The organism is Streptomyces sp. NPDC003034, assembly GCF_053591375.1.
On sequence record NZ_JBSFTS010000034.1, the window covers coordinates 11,304 to 28,681 of the forward strand.

Below are 17,378 nucleotides of genomic sequence, written 5' to 3' on the forward strand. Positions count from 1 at the left end.
GCCGACCCTCCCCACGGCCCTGCACGGCCGCAGTGGGGGAGTGAGCGGCTCTCATCCCGCCCTCCCTCATCCCCCGACCCCTCATCCCTCGACCCGAAAGGCGACCCCTCATGACCGACCCGCTGCTGTTCAACCCGCGCACCTACGACCCCGCGCACTTCGACCCCGAGACGCGCAGGCTGCTGCGCGCCACCGTCGACTGGTTCGAGGACCGCGGCAAGCGCCGGCTGATCGAGGACTACCGCACCCGCGCCTGGCTGGCGGACTTCCTCGCCTTCTCCGCGAAGGAGGGGCTCTTCGCGACTTTCCTGACCCCGGCGCCCGCCGCCGGCCCGGAACAGCCGGACAAGCGCTGGGACACCGCACGGATCGCCGCCCTCAACGAGATCTTCGGCTTCTACGGCCTGGACTACTGGTACGCGTGGCAGGTCACCATCCTCGGCCTCGGCCCGGTCTGGCAGAGCGACAACGCCGCCGCCCGCGCTCGCGCGGCGGAGCTCCTCTCCGAGGGCGAGGTGTTCGCGTTCGGCCTGTCCGAGAAGACCCACGGCGCCGACATCTACTCCACCGACATGCTGCTGGAGCCCGACGGTGACGGCGGCTTCCGGGCCAGCGGCTCCAAGTACTACATCGGCAACGGCAACGCCGCCGGCCTCGTCTCCGTCTTCGGCCGCCGCACCGATGTGGAGGGCCCCGACGGGTACGTCTTCTTCGCCGCCGACAGCCGCCACCCGGCGTACCACCTGGTGAAGAACGTCGTGGACTCCTCGAAGTACGTCAGCGAGTTCCGCCTCGACGACTATCCGGTCGGCGCCGACGACGTCCTGCACACCGGCCGCGCCGCCTTCGACGCCGCCCTCAACACCGTCAACGTCGGCAAGTTCAATCTCTGCACCGCGTCGATCGGCATCTGCGAGCACGCGATGTACGAGGCCGTCACCCACGCGCACGGCCGCATCCTCTACGGGCGGCCCGTCACCGCTTTCCCGCACGTGCGCCGTGAGCTGACCGACGCGTACGTCCGCCTCGTCGGGATGAAGCTGTTCAGCGACCGCGCCGTCGACTACTTCCGTTCGGCGGGACCGGACGACCGCCGCTACCTGCTGTTCAACCCGATGACCAAGATGAAGGTGACCACGGAGGGCGAGAAGGTCATCGACCTCATGTGGGACGTCATCGCCGCCAAGGGCTTCGAGAAGGACACGTACTTCGCCCAGGCGGCCGTCGAGATCCGGGGGCTGCCGAAGCTGGAGGGCACGGTTCACGTCAATCTGGCGCTGATCCTCAAGTTCATGCGCAACCACCTGCTGGAACCGGTCGAGTACGCGCCCGTGCCGACCCGCCTCGACGCGGCCGACGACGCCTTCCTCTTCCGGCAGGGACCGGCTCGCGGCCTGGGCTCCGTACGTTTCCACGACTGGCGCACCGCCTTCGACGCGTATGCCGACGTGCCCAACGTCGGCCGCTTCCGCGAGCAGGCCGACGCCCTGTGCGAGTTCGTCACGACGGCCGCCCCCGGCGAGGAGCAGAGCCGTGACCTCGACCTCCTCCTGGCCGTGGGACAGCTGTTCGCGCTGGTCGTGCACGGTCAGCTGATCCTGGAGCAGGCACGCCTGACCGGTCTGGACGAGGACGTGCTCGACGAACTCTTCGCCGTCCTCGTACGGGACTTCTCCGCCCACGCGGTCGAGCTGCACGGCAAGGACTCCGCCACCGCGGACCAGCAGGACTGGGCGCTCGGCGCGGTCCGGCGCCCCGTGGTCGACGCGGACCGTTCGGCGCGCGTCTGGTCGCGCGTGGAGGCACTGGCCGGGGCGTACGAGATGGCTCCGTAACCTCGACGGACCGGCCGGGCAGCGCAAACGGCCGGCCCGTCACCGACGGACGAGCGGGTGGCTCCCGGGAGCGGGAGCCACCCGCGCCACTCCTCGGCGGCTGCCGGCTGCCGGTTGCGGCGGGGGACTGGCTACGCTTCGGACGTGAAGAGCGCGCGGTTCAGCCGCCGACGGGTGATGCGTGCCGGGGTCGGGGCGGTCGTGCTCGCGGCGGCGCCGGCCGGATGTTCCGGGGACTTCGGCCCGGTGCGACGGCTACGGCTCGCGACGGGCCCGGAGGGCGGTCCGTACAACGCCTTCGGGAAGGCGCTGGCGCAGGCCGTCGCCGCGAGCGGGCGCCGACTGGAGATCGTGCCGGTGAGCACCGCGGCGAGCGTGGACAACCTGCGGAAGCTGGACGACGGATCCGTCGACGTGGCCCTGGCCATGGCGGACGTCGCCGAGGACGCGGTGCTGGGGCGGCAGCCGTTCTCCGGGCCGGCCGCGGTGACGGCGCTGGCCCGGATCTACGTGAACTACACCCACCTCCTGGTGCCGGCGCACGGGCCCGTGCGATCCGTGAGCGATCTCGCCGGACGTCCCGTCGCGGCGGGAGCGGAGGGGTCGGGGGTGCAGGTGGTGGCAGGGCGGGTGCTGCGGGCGGCCGGGCTGAGCGGCGGCCCTTCGCCGGCCCATGAGCGGCACCTGGGCCTCGCGGCGTCGGCGAAGGCGCTGCGCGAGGGCGCGGTCGACGCCTTGTTCTGGTCCGGAGGGGTACCCACGCCCACGCTGTCGGGGCTGGCGGGCGAGCTGCCGCTGCGGTTCCTCCCGCTGGACGGCTATGCGGGCACCCTCCGGGAGCGGTACGGACCTGTCTACACGGCGGTCACCCTGCCGGCCGGAGCGTACGGGCTGAGGGAGCCGGTGGGGACGGTCGGGGTCGGAAACTACCTGCTCGCCCGTGCGGACGTCCCCCGGAGCGCCGTACGCGCCCTCCTCCAAGTCGTTTTCGACCGGCGGCGTGACCTGCTGCGGGAGGTGACGGCGGGGGCCCGGTTGGAGCCCCCGTTCGCCATCTCGACGGGGGGAGTGCCGCTCCACCCGGGCGCGGTCGCCTACTACCGGGCGCTGTACGGCTGAGCCGTCACGAGGAGGGCAACCGGAGCTCGACGACCAGGCCGTGCGGCGTGTTCCCGGTGACGGTGAGCCGGCCGCCGCTCACGCGGGCGATCTCGTCGGCGATGGCCAGCCCCAGCCCGCTGCCGGGGACGTTCTGATGCCCGGGGCAGCGCGCGAAGCGCCTCAGCAGCAGGGGCAATTGGTCCTCCGGCACGCCTGGGCCGTCGTCGGCGACCGTGACGATGACGTGCCCGTCCGCGCCGCGTTCGGCGCGCACCTCGACGCGGCCGTCGCGCGGTACGAACTTGACGGCGTTGTCGAAGAGCGTGTCCAGGATCCGGCCCGCCGCGTCGGGAAGCGCCCGTGCCCGCAGGCCCTCCGGAAGGCCGGCGGCCCTCAGTGCCAGTCCGGCGTCGCGGAAGACCGGAGTCCAGGCCCGCACCCGTTCCCGTACCGCCTGCGACACGTCCTGGTCGCTCAGCTCCACCGTGCCGGACTCCACCCGTGCCAGGGCGAGCAGGCCGTCGAGCAGCTCCTCCAGGCGTTCGGCCTCGTCCAGGGCGCGGGTGTGCTCGGCCCGGCCGGGGCCGGGGGCGATGTGCGGTTCGACGTTCTCCAGCTGAAGCACCAGGGTGGCCAGCGGATTGCGCAACTGGTGGGAGGCGTCGGCGACGAAGTCGCGCTGGCGGCCGATGGAGGCGGCCACGGCCTCCGCCATGATGTTGAAGTGCTGCCGCAGATGGCGCAGTTCGGGCGGCCCCGTATCGGACACCGCCCGTGCCTGGAGGCTGCCTGCGGTCAGTCCCTCCACCGCCCGGTCCAGATCCAGGACCGGGCGCATGAGCCAGCGCGCGATCCCCGCCGCGACCAGGGCCGCCGCCGCGAAGGCGGCGACCGCCCCGGCGGCGATGAGAGCCCAGCGGACGGTCACGTCCCGGCGGGCGGCATCGGTGGGTACGGCCAGCAGCACCGCTCCGCTGACCCGCTCGTCCCGGCCCACCGGTTCGGCGAGCACGACGCTCTTCGGGCCCCAGGGGCGTACGGTGGGCAGCCGGTCGGTGGAGCGGCCGGTGAGGGCGCGACGGCGGGCCTCCGCCGAGTCGGCCGAGTCCGCGGAGTCCCCCGAGTCGGCCGTGGCGTTCGACTGGTTGCCGGTGAGGGCGTCAGCGTCTGTGATGGCCCGTGGGGCGGCTTCCGGCGAAGGCCCCGCGCCGGCCCGTGCGATGGTCTCTCCCGCCGTGTCGACCACGACCACCCCGGCCCCGTACAGCTCCGCGTACCGGCTGATCTCGGCGAGCAGCTCCGCCCGGTCGGCGCCGGTACGCATCCGGTCGGCGAGATCGGCGAACCGTACCGCCTCGGAGCGCCGCTGCAGCAGCAGGTGTTCGGTCCGTCCGCGAGCGTAGGCGTCGGCCAGGGGGAGGCAGAGCAGGAGCGCGGCTGCCCCCATGAACACCATCAGCACGGCGAGGAGCCTGCGTCTCATCGCTCGCCGTCCCGCGCGATGTGCGCGGTGGGGGAGCCGAGCTGGTAGCCGAAGCCGCGGACCGTACGCACCAGGCCCGAGCGGCCGGTCTTGGCGCGGATGCCCGCCACATGCACGTCCAGTGAGCGGGAGGCGGCGTGGAAGACGTCACCCCAGATCCGGTCCAGGATCTCCTCACGGGAATGCACCTCGTCCGGACGGGCGGCCAGGAAGGCCAGCACATCGAACTCCCGGCGGGTCAAGCGCACTTCGGCGCCCGCTACGGTGACGGTGCGGCCCGCCAGGTCCACCCGCACGTCCCCGGCCCGCACGGGCCGTCCACCGGTGTCCGCCGGGTCCGCGCCGAAGCGGCCGGAGTGCGTGCCGGTCCGGCGGCGCACGGTATCGATACGGGCCATCAGCTCGGCCATCCGGAACGGCTTGACGACGTAGTCGTCGGCGCCCGCCCGCAGCCCCTGCACGATGTCACGCTCCTCGCAGCGCGCCGTCACGACGATCAGCGGCGCGTCGCAGACGGTACGCAGCCGCCGCAGCAGCTCCAGCCCGTCCAGATCCGGCAGGCCCAAGTCCAGCAGCACGAACTCGGCCTCGTGGACGTGCCGCAGCGCGTCCACGGCACGGCCGACCCTGCGGACGGTGTGACCGCGCTGGGCGAGTGCGGTGCCGAGGGCGTGGGCCATCCGGTCGTCGTCCTCGACGAGCAGCGCGTGCATAGACAGTTCCCTCGTGACCCGTCACCCGTCGCCCGTGCGCGGTGACGCTTGACCCCCGACCTGGGGCAGCAGCTTACGGGAGCCGCCGTCCAGGCAGCCGTGGCGGATCAGCGCGCGGCCCCGGCGGGCGCCGCGGGCTGATCAGGGCCCTTGCCCTTCCGGTGGCCCTGGCCCTTGCCCGTGCCGGGGCGCTGGCTGTTGGCCTGATCCTCCTCGGCCTCGGCGCGGCTGAGCGCGGCGTTGCGGGTGTCCGGCATCAGGACGTAGGTCACGAGGGAGATCAGTGCGCACCCGGAGACGTACCAGAAGAACATCGTTTCGTGGCCACTGCTTTTGAACCACAGCGCCACGTACTCCGCCGTACCGCCGAAGAGCGCGTTGGCGATGGCGTACGGCAGTGCAACGCCCAGGGCCCGCACGCGCGTCGGGAACAGCTCGGCCTTGACCGCCGCGTTGATCGAGGTGTAGCCGGTGATGATCACCAGGGCCAGCAGGGACAGGCCCAGCGCGGACCAGTACGAGGAGGCCGACCCGAGGGCGGTCATGATCGGATACGTGCCGACGGTGCAGCCCACCGCGAAGGTGATCAGCAGGGGCCGTCGCCCGATGCGGTCGGACAGCATGCCGGCGAAAGGCTGCAGGACGGCGAAGAGGGTCAGAGCGGTGAAGCTGACCAGCGTGGCGGTCGTCTTCTCCATGCCCGCGCTGCCGACCAGGTACTTGGTGAGGTACGTGGTGTACGTGTAGTAGGCCACGGTGCCGCCGAGCGTGAGCGCCATGACCAGGCCCGCCTGCCGCCGGTACTGCCACAGGGCCTTCAGCGTGCCGCGCGTGCTGTCGTCGTGAGCGTCCTCGCCCGACGACTCCTCCTTGAACGCGTCGGTTTCCTGGAGCCGGCGCCGCAACCAGAAGACGACCACCGCGAACAGCGCCCCGAGGACGAACGGAATCCGCCATCCCCAGCTCTCCAACTGGGCGGTGGTGAGCGTGTGCTGCAGCGTGATCAGGATGCCCAGACCCAGCAACTGGCCGCAGGTCATCGACACGTACTGGAAGGAGGAGCCCAGGCCGCGCCGATTGCGGGCCGACGCCTCCGTCAGGTAGGTGGCACTGGCCGCGTACTCGCCCCCGATGCTCATCCCCTGGAGCAGGCGCGCGAGCAGCAGCACGAGCGCGCCGAAGTAACCGGCTTGGCCGTAGGTCGGGGCGACGGCGATGAGCAGGGCGGCCACCGACATCATGGTGACGGTCAGCGTGAGCGCGCTCTTGCGGCCGTGCCGGTCGGCGGCGCGGCCGAGGACCCATCCGCCGACAGGGCGCATCAGGAATCCGACCGCGAAGATCCCCGCCGTGTTCATCAGCTGCGTGGTCGGGTTGTCGCCGGGGAAGAAGGAGTCGGCGAAATAGATGGCGAAGCTGGCGTAGACGAACCAGTCGTACCACTCCACGAGATTGCCCAGCGATCCGCCGACCAGAGCGAGGCGGCGCTTCTTGCGCTCGTCCTCGGGCGGCGACCCGGGCATGACGGTGGACGAAGACATGGCGGCTCCAGACGGAAAGTCCCTGACGGGAGACGGGGACCTGCCCCAGCGTGCCCCCAGCGGCGGGGAAGTATCCAGAGCATGCGTCTGGCGCCGCAGCCGGACAAGGACCCGCCCGCAGATCTAACGTTCCGCTAAGAAAGCCGATTCGGTAGGGGCGCTGTGCCGTTCAGCTCTGTTGTGTCCCGCTGCTGTTCACCGTTGCCCGTCCTGCAGCGCGTGCGCACCGGCCGTGATGACCTCGGCGAGCCGCTCGGCGAGGGCTGCGCCGCACCCGCCGAGCTTGACGAATCCGTGGCCGGCCACCGGTCCGTCGTTGCCCAGGGAGGGAAGGGTCAGCCCGGCGAGCGTCAGCGCTGCCCGGAGACGGGCAACTGCTTCCTCACCGGCCCGGTAAGCGGCGTCCTGGTGCTGCTGGTACTCGATGCGCTCGGCGCGGGTGAGCTCGTGCGTCATGGCGCTGCCCTCTCCTAGTCGGCGGGGGAACGGGAACGGGAACGGGTAAGGGATGCCGAAGCGTGTCGCGGACCGGTTTGGGCCCGTTGGACCGGTCGGACCGCGAGCACCAAGGGCAAGAACACAGTCCGCGAGGCGTGCGCGACGAAAGAGTGCTGAGACTCGGTCTCCTGCGGGTGAAGAAGAGCCGAGTCCAAGGCGCGGCAGACCTGGAGGCGGTACCCTCACGCCCTTGCGCGAGTCACCGGCGGGCGATGGACGGGCTCCTCCCCGGGCGCTGGCGGGGGGACGGCCGCAGAGACGTGCGGAGGGCCACCGGACGGCCGGCGGACCTCCGCACGTCCGAGCATGTCGGTCAGGCGAGCTTGAAGAAGAGCGTGTCCTGGGTGTACCAGTCGACGTTCCTCGTGGAGTTCTCCCACGCCTCGTGCTCGAATTCGAGCTTCTCGATGAGTTCCCGGACGTCGTACCGGAAGCCGGGATCCATCCGGTCCAGGACGGCCCGGTAGGCGTCTGCCGCGGGCTTGGTCTTGGCCAGCGGAAGGTGGCCGATGGCCGGATAGCCGTCTACCGAGTACGGGAGGTAGGGGAAGTCGTCGGGCGGGCCGCCGTAGAGGAAGCCGTGGGGCAGGAGGTCGGCGGGCACGCCGAGGCGGCGCATCTCGTCGTCCACCAGGCCGAAGAAGGTCGAGGGCTTGGAGTACGTGCCCAGCTGGGAGGGGTCGGAAGCGTTGTAGTCGATGATGTGCTGGAGAGCGGAGGTGTAGGCGTTGCCCGCGCACTCCGCGGTGGAGTCGGTGCGCCCGGCGATGAGGTGGTCGAGGGCGTCGGGGATGGACAGGCCCCAGTCGACCTCCTGGTAATCGAGGTTGTTCTGGTGTGCCTTGGCTGCCTTGCGCATGCCGTCGAGGCGGCGCAGCTGATCCGGCGTGAGGTGGCCCTTGCTGCCCAGGTAGGCGAGGACGTCGGCCTTGTCCGCGGTGGAGTAAGCGATGTTGTGACTCATGATCGCAATGGTGCCAAGCCGCCCTGACATCAGGTCCGTCGGGAGGGTTGGCGCGCGAAGGCCTCAGGTGATCGAGGTGTCGCCGTGGGCCTCCAGGAGGGTGCGCAAGGCATCGGAGACCGTCGCGCAGGTGGTGCGGTCGAGGGGGGCGAGGAGTCCGGCGTAGTGGCGCAGGTGTTCGGCCATCAGGGTTTCGGTGATCTCGTGGCCGTGCTTCGTCAACCGGATCCGGACCGAACGGCGGTCCTGGGCATCCCGTATCCGCTCGACCAGACCTTTGGCTTCCATCCGGTCGATGCGGTTGGTGATCGCCCCCGAGGTCACCATGGCCGCCGGGATGAGGGCGCCGGCGGTCAGCGTGTACGGGGGGCCCGACCGGCGGAGGGTGGTCAGGATGTCCAACTCGCCCACCTCCAGCTCGCGTTCCGCCACGAAGGCTTTGAGCTGCTTCTCGATGATCCGGTTCATCCGCTGGATCCGGGCCAGTACCTCGATGGGCCACAGCTCCTCGGACAGGTCAGGCCGCTCCGCCACCCACTGGCCGACGATCACGTCCACCGCGTCACCCATGATGCTCCTCGCTACCGCTTCCGGTCCCGCGCGCTGCTGACTGATTCAGGTTAGCTCAATGTTAAGAGACTTGACGTTGAGACGCCGTCGTGCTTTTATTTTAACGTTAAGATAATCAATCTTGAGATGGATTGGAGCGGAGCCCATGGCCACGCCCACCGCCCGTACCTCAGTCACCCCCACGGTCGGGCAGCGCCCCAAGCCCGCCGCTCCACGACCGGTCCCCGTCTTCTGGCTGGTGCTGCTGGCCACCCCCATCGCCGCCGGAGCCAACTCTCCGGTACTGATCCTTCCGGACATGGCCCGCTCCCTCGGAGCGGACACCTCGACCGCGGCCTGGCTCGTCGCCGCCTTCGCCTGGGCCATGGCCGTCGGCACCCCCCTGATGGCCGGGTTACTGCGCCGCCGGGGCCTGCGGGCCTTACTCCAGCTGTGCACCGTGCTCGTACTGGGCGGCACGCTCCTGGTCGCGGCCTCACCCTGGCTGCCCCTGACCCTGCTGGGGCGCGCGGCGCAGGCGGGCGGCGGCGCCGGGCTCGTGGCCGCGACGATGAGCCTCGCCGGCTCCGCCCGCAGGATGGGCGTCGTCAGCGCCGGCTTCGGGATGCTCGGCGCGGCCGGCCCGCTGCTCGGTGCCCAGCTCTCGCAGGCGGTGTCCTGGCGGCTCTCGCTCTCCGTCTCGGCGATCGCCCTGCTGGCGGTGCCCGCCGTGAGCAAGTACGCGACGGCGGCCGCACCCGCTCAGGGCAGGTTCGACGCGCGCGGCGCCGGGCTGCTGACCGTACTGGCCACGGCGCTGGTCCTGTTGCCGCACGCGCCGCTGGCCGCGGTCGGTTCGGCCGCCTTCGCCGGGGTGGTGCTCGCGCTGCACGTACGGCGGCACCCCGACGGATTCGTACCGGCCGCCCTGCTCCGCAAGCCCGTCTTCGTCAGCTCGGCGCTGCTGGCCCTGGTCCTGTCGGCCTCGTACTTCACCCTGTTGTTCGCCGTGCCCCGGCTGCTGGCCGACCGGGCGGGCTGGGACAGCGGCTCCGCCGGAGCCGGGCAGCTCGTGGCTCTGCTCGCCGGGTCGGCGCTGTCCTGGCTGCTGGCGGCGGCTTCGGCACGGATCGGGCGGACGGCCGTACTGGCGGTGCTGATCGGGATCGGCGTGCTGGCCGCTCTGCTGGCGGCGTTCAGCGGCTCCGCGCCGCTCCTGCTGGCCGCCACCATGGGCGGAGTGTTCGCCGCCACGGCAGGCAACGCCGTCCTCTCGATGCACGCCGCGTCGACCGCCCCCGACCCCCAGCGCCCCACGGCGATCGGCCTGTTCGCCCTCTGCTACCAACTGGGCGGCGCCTTCGGCCCGGCCATCGCCACAGCGCTGGTTCTCGGCGGCTGAGCCACCCCAGGCCGGCATTCTCGAGCCCGCCCCGCCGGCACGGCGGAGGCGGGCCAGGTGTATGGGGCACGAGCGTTGTGGGCGGGCGTGGATCGCGCCTGCCGCTCGGACCGCTGGGACGGGCAGCACCCCCGCGCCCGCGCCGCCGCCCCGCGACGAGGACCACCCCCTGCGGGCGGGGGAGGAGCCCGCACGTCCGCAGGCGGCCCCCCACGGGCTCGGCCTCACGCAGCCCGGCTCATGGAATCGGCTCACGCGCCGGCAGCCCTCTGGGGGAGGTCTCGGCGGCAGGTCTCGGCGGCAGCCCTCGTAACCGCGGCTCCGTACGGGCGGGGCTCAGCCCGCTCCCAGTACCGCCCGGATCACGTGCCGGGCGTTGTGCGCCATGGCCGGGTTCGTCCCGCGGTAGTACGGCAGCGCGATCAGTGCCTGTGAGAGCGTCCGCCCGCGACCGCGAATCCACGTCGCGTCGTCCACGCCGAGCTTCTCGCGGAAGACCTCCCGCGCACCGGCCGGCAGCAGATTCCACGCCGGGAACAGGTCGCACGCCGGATCGCCCACCCCCGTGCACCCGAAGTCGATCACCGAGGTCAGCCTGCCGCCGTGCACCAGCAGATTGCCCGGCATGAGGTCGGCGTGCAGCCACACCGGCGGCCCGTCCCAGGCCGGCGCCCGCAGCGCGTCCTCCCATACGGCGGCCGCGGCATCGCAGTCGACGCCCTCCTGAGGGATCCCCCGCAGTTCCTCGATCGCCGCCCGGGTCGCGGCGTCGAGCGAGGAGAGCGGACCGCCGCGATGGGCCTGCGGTGCCCCGGGCAGGGTGATGCTCCGCATCGCCGACACGAAGCCGGCCAGGTCCTCGGCCATCGGAACGGGCTGGCTCAGCGCCCCGGCCTCGGGGTTCTTTCCGCTCCGCCACCGGTAGACCGACCACGCCCACGGATACCCCTCGGCGGGCTCCCCGGCCGCCAGCACCTCGGGGACGGCCGTGGGCAGCCGGGAGGCCAGGCGAGGCAGCCACTCCCGCTCCATCGTCACGTCCTGCGCCCCGCCGTTCCCCAGCGGCAGCCGTACGACCATGCCCTCACCCAGCCGGTACATGGCGTTGACCGTGCCGCCGGACGGAAACCGCGCCACCGTCAGCCCCGCCCACTGCGGGAACTGCCCGGCGACGAGCCGCCGTACGAGGTCCTCGTCGATGCAGTGCATGCGCGCATGGATCCGTCCTGTGCTCATGGGCAGCCATTCGATCGCCCGACACCGCCGGGCGTCCATCGCATTTCCGGCTGCGGCGGGTGGGGAACCGCCCCGCCCCGCCCCGGCCCGATCCGCACAGCCGGGCTTCGATGCCACCCAATGCCTCGGCCCAACCGCACACATCCGGTCAAGCTGGATGGACGTCAGATGAACCGCGCCCGGCCGGCAGCAGGTCAGCGGGCTCATGAGAGCAGGTCATGGTCGGTCTCACCGGGGATTCGTGCGCCGTTCCGGAGCCGGCGCACCCCCTATGAGCTGCCCGAACGACCATTCGGTAACCGGCATGCGGACGCCCTGTCCGTAAATCGGCCGTCGATATGCATCTGGCCTTCATGTCAGACAGGCTGAGTGTCATCAGGGCGCGATACCGAAAGAAAAAATCGCGCTGAACCTTCAGATTGAAAGGGAGTCTGTCGTGCGTCACCGCTTCGCTGCTGTCTCTGCCGCTGCCCTCCTCTGCCTCGCGGGCGCCACCGGGATGGCGGCGGCCCAGCCCGCAAGCCTGTACGCCCCGTCCGCGCTGGTCTTCACCGTTGCCCAAGGGGACGACGCCGCCACGTCCTCCGTCGTCCGGGCATCCACCCTCAGCTGCGCGCCGACCGCACAGGGGACGCACCCCGACCCGAAGGCCGCCTGCAAGGCCCTGTCTGCCACCGGCGGCGCGTTCGACCGTCTGCTGGCCGCGCCGAGCCCGGACCGGGCCTGCCCCATGCACTACGACCCCGTCACCGTGACCGCGGACGGAGTCTGGCAGGGCGGCCGTGTCGCCTGGAAGCACACCTTCTCCAACTCCTGCGTCATGTCCGCCACTTTGAACGACAAGGCGGTCTTCGCCTTCTGACCGTGTGCTGCCCGGTCATGTACTGACCGGCCCCGGTGCTCACCTGGGTCGGTCCCGCCCCGCCCGCCCGGCCCCCGCGGCCGGGCGTTCCGGCGGCGGAGGCGCGAGCGCCGTACATGTTGCCCAGCCCCGCCGACGCCGCAGGCCGGGACTCGCGTGACCCCGCCGCGCGCGCCGTGCCGCGACGGGTGAGAACGGTAGCGACGGGCAAGAGCGCCTCGTGACAACGAACACGGTCCGCAGGCCCTCGGGCGCATCGGGAACCGGCGCCGCCGCACTCGTGGCGCGGGTACGCACGGCCTTGCGCCGCACCGCGGTACGCCTCTGGGACGACAACATCGCTGACTACGCGGCCGCCCTCACCTACTACGCGGTGCTGAGTCTGGTGCCCGCCCTCCTCGTCGCCGTCTCCCTCGTGGGGCTGGCCGGTGCCAGCACCCGTGAGCGCCTGATCCTCGACATCACCTCGTACGCCCCTGCCGAATCCGCTCAGATGCTGCGGGACGCGCTGGACGGTCTGACCTCACAGCCGTCTTCCATGTGGGGACTGCTCATCAGCGGTGTCGTGAGCGCCCTGTGGTCCGCCTCCAGCTACCTGGCGGTCTTCCGCCGCGCCCTGCACACGATGCACCGGCTACCGGACACCCGGCCGCCCCTGCGCGCGGCACACATCCTCGTCCTGACCGCCGGCGTGCTGCTGGCCCTGCTCGTAGCGGGTGCCGCGAGCCTGGTCGCGGCCGCGCCTCTGGCCCGCCGCCTCGCGATGGCGGCCGGTTACGGGGGCGTGGAGACCGTGCTCCTCCTGCGGTGGCCGGTCCTCCTGGCCATCGTCACGTCCTTGATCCTCATCCTTTTCCGGACCGGGCCCCGCCAAGTCAGGGGAACGCGCCGGGGGCTGCCGGGCGGGGTCCTGGCGGCCTTCCTGTGGCTCGGGGCCTCCGTGCTCTTCACTCTCTACGCCGAGTTCGGGACGTACAGCCGGCTCTACGGTTCCCTGGCCGGGATCGTCGTCTTTCTCGTATGGCTGTGGTTCAGCAACCTGGCGCTCCTCACGGGCGCGCAGTTCAACGCGGTGCTCGCACGGGAGGGGGCGTAACAGGCCGGTCCGGGGCCGCTTCCGGTCCGCCGGGCATGAGGGTGCCTCCGGTCACACGTGAGAGTGGTTTGGCAACAAGCCGCCGTGTTCCTCTCTCCGTGGCGTGGCACCGTCCCTTGGTCTTGATCCACAACAGAGGAGACCACCCATGCCCGACGACCTGGCAACACAGACCATCCGGCAACTCGAAGACATCGTCGCCTCGAACGCGCTGCCGGAACACACCATGGAGCTGCTCCGCATGTCGCTCTACGACGCCCAGGAAAAGAAGGCGTCGGGCCACGACGAAGAGGCGATCACCATCGCGGCCCAAGCCCTTCAGACGGCGCAGAACGCTTCCTCGAAGTAGCCCTCCCCCATGTCCTGCGTATGTGCCCCGCTTCCGCCGCCCGGGTCGGTCGGCGGGGCGGGCAGGGGACACAGGTGGCTCCGGGCGACTTCCTCGGTCGGACGCCGGGGTTCTCGAAGAACCGCTCAATTGGGGTTGGCGGGCCGCCGGTGCGATGTCACCTGAATCCGCACTTACTTGGCCGGCAGGGACACCTTGCCGTACAAAGTCCAGTGATCCGATGCGCCCGGGGTGGCAGAGACCGTGCAGTCCGTGATCGGCGCGTCCTTGGGGGAGAAGATGTAGTCCAGCTTCCTGGTAGGCTCGCCGGTCTCCTTGTTCTCGTTGGCCGTCGGGCGGCCCGTACGAAGGGCATCCGGACGACCGGACTGTCCGCACTCCTGGTAGCGATCGTAGACAACGTTCAATGCGTCGCTCGGGCCTCCTTGGCTCGCGTCGGCACCGGGGAAGGGGGGAACAAGATTGAAATCACCTCCGAAAACGACGCGGTAGCCCCTCGCCTCGTACTCCGCCGTGATGTCCAGCATCTTCTGCGCTTGTTCTGTGCGTTGAGTCCCCGCAGGGTCATCGAACGTGTAGCCGGAGCTGAAGTGGGCGGAGCAAGCGGCAACGGCTTGTGCGGGCATGACGGCACACAGGGCAGTGCGCTTCTCATAGTCCGGAGAGGGAAGATCGTGGCGCTTGTACCAGACGTTGTCATCCGGGACGGCGATGGCGACGCCGTAGGAGCCACGGTCGGGAACGCTCTTTCCGTAGCGATCGGTAAGGGAACACTGCTTCTGGATCAGCGGCCCGCCCAGCTGCTGATGGATGGGCGCGAACCGGACATCCCAGCCGCGCCCCGTCCCACCCTCCGCAACCGGCTTCTCCAGCATCAGCTCAACATGGCCGGCGTGCTTCTCGCAGAACTCCTGAAAGAAAATCACATCCGGCAGCCGCTCGTTGTCCGGATGCGGATTGCGCAGGCGCGCCTGGATTTCAGCGGTCAATTGCTCATGACCGGCAAGTCCGCCGCTCCATCCCGTGCAATCCTTGTTGTTCGCACAGACATTCCAGGTCATCACGTTGAGCTCACTGGCGGGGGCCGACCCGGCGGTCGGGGGCTGCTCCCCTTCGTCAGCCGCACCCTCGTCATTCGCGACGGGCTCCAGAGCGAATTTCTCCCAAGAGCCGATCTTCGATGCGCGGGCACGCAACATACCCTGCCCCGACTCACTCACATCGGCCGACACATATCGCAGCACTTCGTCTTCCGCGGGCGCCTCCGAGCCCGTGGCTGCCTTCCTGGCCCCCAGTGCCACGACGCGTGAGCCGACGGGAGAACCCGCCGGTGGGATATCGGCCAGGTACTCGGGGTGGAACTGCTGCCACTGCCCGAGTCTGACACCCGCGGCACGAAGCATCCCCGTACGAGGGGCGGGGTCGGCGAACTCCGCGGAGGCGAAGAATCCCGTGGCATCGAAGCGCATGCCGATGGTCTTCGCGGCATGGTTGGTGTGCAGGGTAAAGCGCTCCCACCCGTTTGGAGCGTCACTTCGCGCTCGCAGGCTCCATTCATATTCCGCAACGTTTTCCTTCATTCCGGCGGATACGTACTTGCCGTTCGCCAGGGACTTGAGCGCCCATTTCTGGCCCGCCGACTTTCGGGTCACATGAGCGTCGCCGGATATCTCCGTGGCGTTTGCCGGAGCCGCTGTCAGTGTATGAAACCCCGCTATCAGAGCGCAGAACACTGTGAGCAGGCTGATAAAACGACGCATTAAATCCCCCCTTGCGTGGTACGCGACGTCGCGCACGGAAGGGATTATCGCACTTGCCGCTTTATTCGCCGCGTCGGGGACACCGCCGCCGCCGACGTCACGGCGCGGAGATCGGGGGCGTCGCCCCGTACGCCGTGACATCGTGGTGGCATGGCCATCGAAGTTCGCCCCGCTTCCGTCTTCGAGGACGTCCGTACCCTCCTCGGACCGAAGTCCCCCGGGGCCAACGTCTGCTGGTGCCTGAGCTACCGGATCCCCTCCAAGCCCAACAACGAGCTGCGCGGGCCGGCCCGGGGGGAGTACGTCGCCGAGCTGTGCCGCAAAAAGCCCGCTCCGGGGGTGCTCGCGTACGACAATGGCGAGCCGGTCGGCTGGGCCGCCGTGGCGCCGCGCTCGGACACCTCGTTCGCGCGCAACCGCAAGATCCCGCACGTCGACGACCTGCCGGTCTGGTCGCTGTGGTGCATCCGCGTACGCCCCGGTCACAGGAAGAAGGGCATCTCGCACGCCCTCATCGCCGGTGCGGTCGACTTCGCCCGCGCCCACGGCGCACCGGCGATCGAGGCGTACCCCCTCGACAACGGTGACGCCAAGGTCGACCTGACGATGGCCTACGCCGGAATCCGCAAGAACTTCGAGCGCGCCGGCTTCGTCCACGCCGCCGACACCACCTCGGTCCTGGCCGGCCACCCCCGCGTCCTGATGCGCCTCGACCTCCGCTGACCAGCCCCATCCCGTCCCGCCCTACTGCACTGGCAAGCTCAGGACCTCGGGGTGAGGATCTGGCGGTCCGGGTGGAGTTCGGACAGGAGGCGGGCGGCATCCGTCAGGAGGGTGCCCTGCAGGGTGTGGACGGCCGATGAGGCGTCCGGAAATGCCCGGGCCCGCTCCTGGACTCGGTCGAGTTCCTCCTCCGCCTCGTCGAGCACACCGGCGAGGTGCTCGGCGTCCGTACGGGACGTCTTGCCCCTCTCCTCCATGGCTGCGGCCACCGTCCGCAACACGGAGCCCAAGCCCGTCCGGAAGAAGCCGGGCAGGTTCTCGAACTCTTCACTGTCGAGGGCGTAGTCCAAGGTGCGGGTCATGGAGCGCAGGTGATCCAGGCCGCGTTCCGCCGCGGTGACCGCGTCGCGGGCCCGCGGAAGGGCCTCGTCGGCGCCCGCGAAGCTGCGCCGAGGGTTCAGGCGGCCGTTCTCGATCTCCGTTTCGATGCCGCGCCGGATGCGCTCGCAGTCCTCGGACAACCGCCGCCAGTCCCGGCGCCACTGTCGTACGCCTTCTGCGTCCGGGGCGCTCGCCTCGAAGGTGTCGGCCAGGCCGTCGATGCGCCGGCTCATGCCCTGGTAGAGATCGGCGACGGCCTGCTGCCGGTGGCGGGTGTGCCGGGCGGGGGCCAGGACGAGATGGGCGCCCAGCCCGCAGAGGGCGCCGATGACCACGGAGCCGGCCAGGTGACCGATGTAGTCGATCCGGCCCTCTCCGGAGGAGAAGGCGAAGAAGCCGACGATGGCCACCTGGATCCCCTGCTGCCCGAACCGCCGGATCCTTCCCACACAGAGCGCGATCAGGGTGAGGAGGCCGAAAGTCCAGCCGTGGATGCCGGCGCTGGCCGCCAGGGTGGCGGCGAGCGTGGCCCCCACGGCCATCGCCAGCAGGTACTGGACACTGTCCCGCACCGAGCGGTACACGGTCGTCTGCAGAGCCACCAAGGTGGTGAACGGAGCGAACGTAGCGACCGCCGGCGGCAGCAGGTAGCGCGCCAGCATCCACGCGGCCATGGCCGCGACCACGGACTTGGCGCCGAGGAGCAGGTCGTCCCGCTCGCTTCCCGCCGCCCGCACGGCACGCCGAAGGTAGTCGGCCCTCGCCGTGACCGTCGCCCTGACTCTTCCCGGCGCCTGGTCCGGTTCAGGCACGATGAATCACCTCCCCGGGGCCGTATGCCCCGTCAGCGGACGGCAAACGGGCGTAAGCCCCGCCGCGACGCGC

At 70.7% G+C, this 17,378-nt stretch carries 16 protein-coding genes; 7 read left to right on the top strand and 9 right to left on the bottom strand.

The features are described from left to right. Positions 1-110: 110 nt before the first annotated feature. A complete protein-coding gene (locus tag ACWDX7_RS25720; protein ID WP_451491864.1) occupies positions 111-1,835 on the top strand; it encodes an acyl-CoA dehydrogenase family protein in 1,725 nt (574 codons plus the stop codon). 144 nt (positions 1,836-1,979) lie between these two features. Beyond that, positions 1,980-2,954 carry a TAXI family TRAP transporter solute-binding subunit gene (locus ACWDX7_RS25725; RefSeq protein WP_451491865.1) on the top strand — a complete coding sequence of 325 codons (975 nt, stop codon included), beginning with the start codon at positions 1,980-1,982 and terminating at the stop codon, positions 2,952-2,954. Between the two features lie 4 nt (positions 2,955-2,958). Here ACWDX7_RS25725 and ACWDX7_RS25730 read toward each other — a convergent pair whose 3' ends face one another. From ACWDX7_RS25730 to ACWDX7_RS25755, 6 genes are all read right to left on the bottom strand, one after another. After that, positions 2,959-4,419 carry a HAMP domain-containing sensor histidine kinase gene (locus tag ACWDX7_RS25730; RefSeq protein ID WP_451491866.1) on the bottom strand — a complete coding sequence of 487 codons (1,461 nt, stop codon included), beginning with the start codon at positions 4,417-4,419 and terminating at the stop codon, positions 2,959-2,961. Beyond that, positions 4,416-5,132, bottom strand: coding sequence for a response regulator transcription factor (locus ACWDX7_RS25735; RefSeq protein ID WP_451491867.1), 717 nt, complete (start codon positions 5,130-5,132; stop codon positions 4,416-4,418). The genes ACWDX7_RS25730 and ACWDX7_RS25735 overlap by 4 nt, the downstream gene beginning before the upstream one ends. Positions 5,133-5,239: 107 nt before the next feature. Beyond that, the gene (locus tag ACWDX7_RS25740; RefSeq protein WP_451491905.1) at positions 5,240-6,655 is read right to left on the bottom strand and encodes an MFS transporter; all 1,416 of its coding nucleotides are present in this window, start codon (positions 6,653-6,655) and stop codon (positions 5,240-5,242) included. 213 nt (positions 6,656-6,868) lie between these two features. Continuing rightward, the gene (locus ACWDX7_RS25745; protein ID WP_451491868.1) at positions 6,869-7,129 is read right to left on the bottom strand and encodes a hypothetical protein; all 261 of its coding nucleotides are present in this window, start codon (positions 7,127-7,129) and stop codon (positions 6,869-6,871) included. A gap of 355 nt (positions 7,130-7,484) precedes the next feature. Next, positions 7,485-8,135 carry a DUF7691 family protein gene (locus ACWDX7_RS25750; protein WP_451491869.1) on the bottom strand — a complete coding sequence of 217 codons (651 nt, stop codon included), beginning with the start codon at positions 8,133-8,135 and terminating at the stop codon, positions 7,485-7,487. Between the two features lie 63 nt (positions 8,136-8,198). After that, on the bottom strand, positions 8,199-8,705 hold the full coding sequence (locus ACWDX7_RS25755; protein WP_451491870.1) for a MarR family winged helix-turn-helix transcriptional regulator: 507 nt from the start codon (positions 8,703-8,705) through the stop codon (positions 8,199-8,201). A 145-nt stretch (positions 8,706-8,850) separates the two neighbouring features. Between ACWDX7_RS25755 and ACWDX7_RS25760 the strand changes: the two genes are divergently transcribed. Next, complete coding sequence (locus ACWDX7_RS25760; RefSeq protein WP_451491871.1) at positions 8,851-10,086, top strand: MFS transporter; 1,236 nt, start codon at positions 8,851-8,853, stop codon at positions 10,084-10,086. A gap of 336 nt (positions 10,087-10,422) precedes the next feature. Here ACWDX7_RS25760 and ACWDX7_RS25765 read toward each other — a convergent pair whose 3' ends face one another. After that, the gene (locus tag ACWDX7_RS25765) at positions 10,423-11,322 is read right to left on the bottom strand and encodes an aminoglycoside phosphotransferase family protein (protein ID WP_451491872.1); all 900 of its coding nucleotides are present in this window, start codon (positions 11,320-11,322) and stop codon (positions 10,423-10,425) included. A gap of 499 nt (positions 11,323-11,821) precedes the next feature. Between ACWDX7_RS25765 and ACWDX7_RS25770 the strand changes: the two genes are divergently transcribed. The 3 genes from ACWDX7_RS25770 to ACWDX7_RS25780 all read left to right on the top strand — a co-directional run bounded on the left by ACWDX7_RS25770 (position 11,822) and on the right by ACWDX7_RS25780 (position 13,629). After that, positions 11,822-12,184, top strand: a complete 363-nt coding sequence (locus tag ACWDX7_RS25770; protein WP_451491906.1) for a subtilase-type protease inhibitor — start codon at positions 11,822-11,824, stop codon at positions 12,182-12,184. Between the two features lie 220 nt (positions 12,185-12,404). Continuing rightward, entirely contained in the window at positions 12,405-13,280 is an 876-nt protein-coding gene (locus tag ACWDX7_RS25775) for a YihY/virulence factor BrkB family protein (RefSeq protein WP_451491873.1), read from the top strand. Between the two features lie 148 nt (positions 13,281-13,428). Next, complete coding sequence (locus ACWDX7_RS25780) at positions 13,429-13,629, top strand: hypothetical protein (RefSeq protein ID WP_451491874.1); 201 nt, start codon at positions 13,429-13,431, stop codon at positions 13,627-13,629. A gap of 173 nt (positions 13,630-13,802) precedes the next feature. Here the strand turns inward: ACWDX7_RS25780 and ACWDX7_RS25785 are convergent, their stop codons facing one another. Beyond that, positions 13,803-15,425 (bottom strand): endonuclease/exonuclease/phosphatase family protein, encoded by a 1,623-nt coding sequence (locus ACWDX7_RS25785; protein ID WP_451491875.1) that lies wholly within the window; start codon positions 15,423-15,425, stop codon positions 13,803-13,805. Between the two features lie 114 nt (positions 15,426-15,539). Here ACWDX7_RS25785 and ACWDX7_RS25790 point away from each other — a divergent pair, with 114 nt between their 5' ends. Then, a complete protein-coding gene (locus ACWDX7_RS25790; RefSeq protein ID WP_451491876.1) occupies positions 15,540-16,112 on the top strand; it encodes a GNAT family N-acetyltransferase in 573 nt (190 codons plus the stop codon). Positions 16,113-16,150: 38 nt separating this feature from the next. On the opposite strand, the gene ACWDX7_RS25795 is transcribed toward ACWDX7_RS25790, so the two are convergent. Then, entirely contained in the window at positions 16,151-17,230 is a 1,080-nt protein-coding gene (locus ACWDX7_RS25795; RefSeq protein ID WP_451491877.1) for an FUSC family protein, read from the bottom strand. Positions 17,231-17,378: the final 148 nt, after the last annotated feature.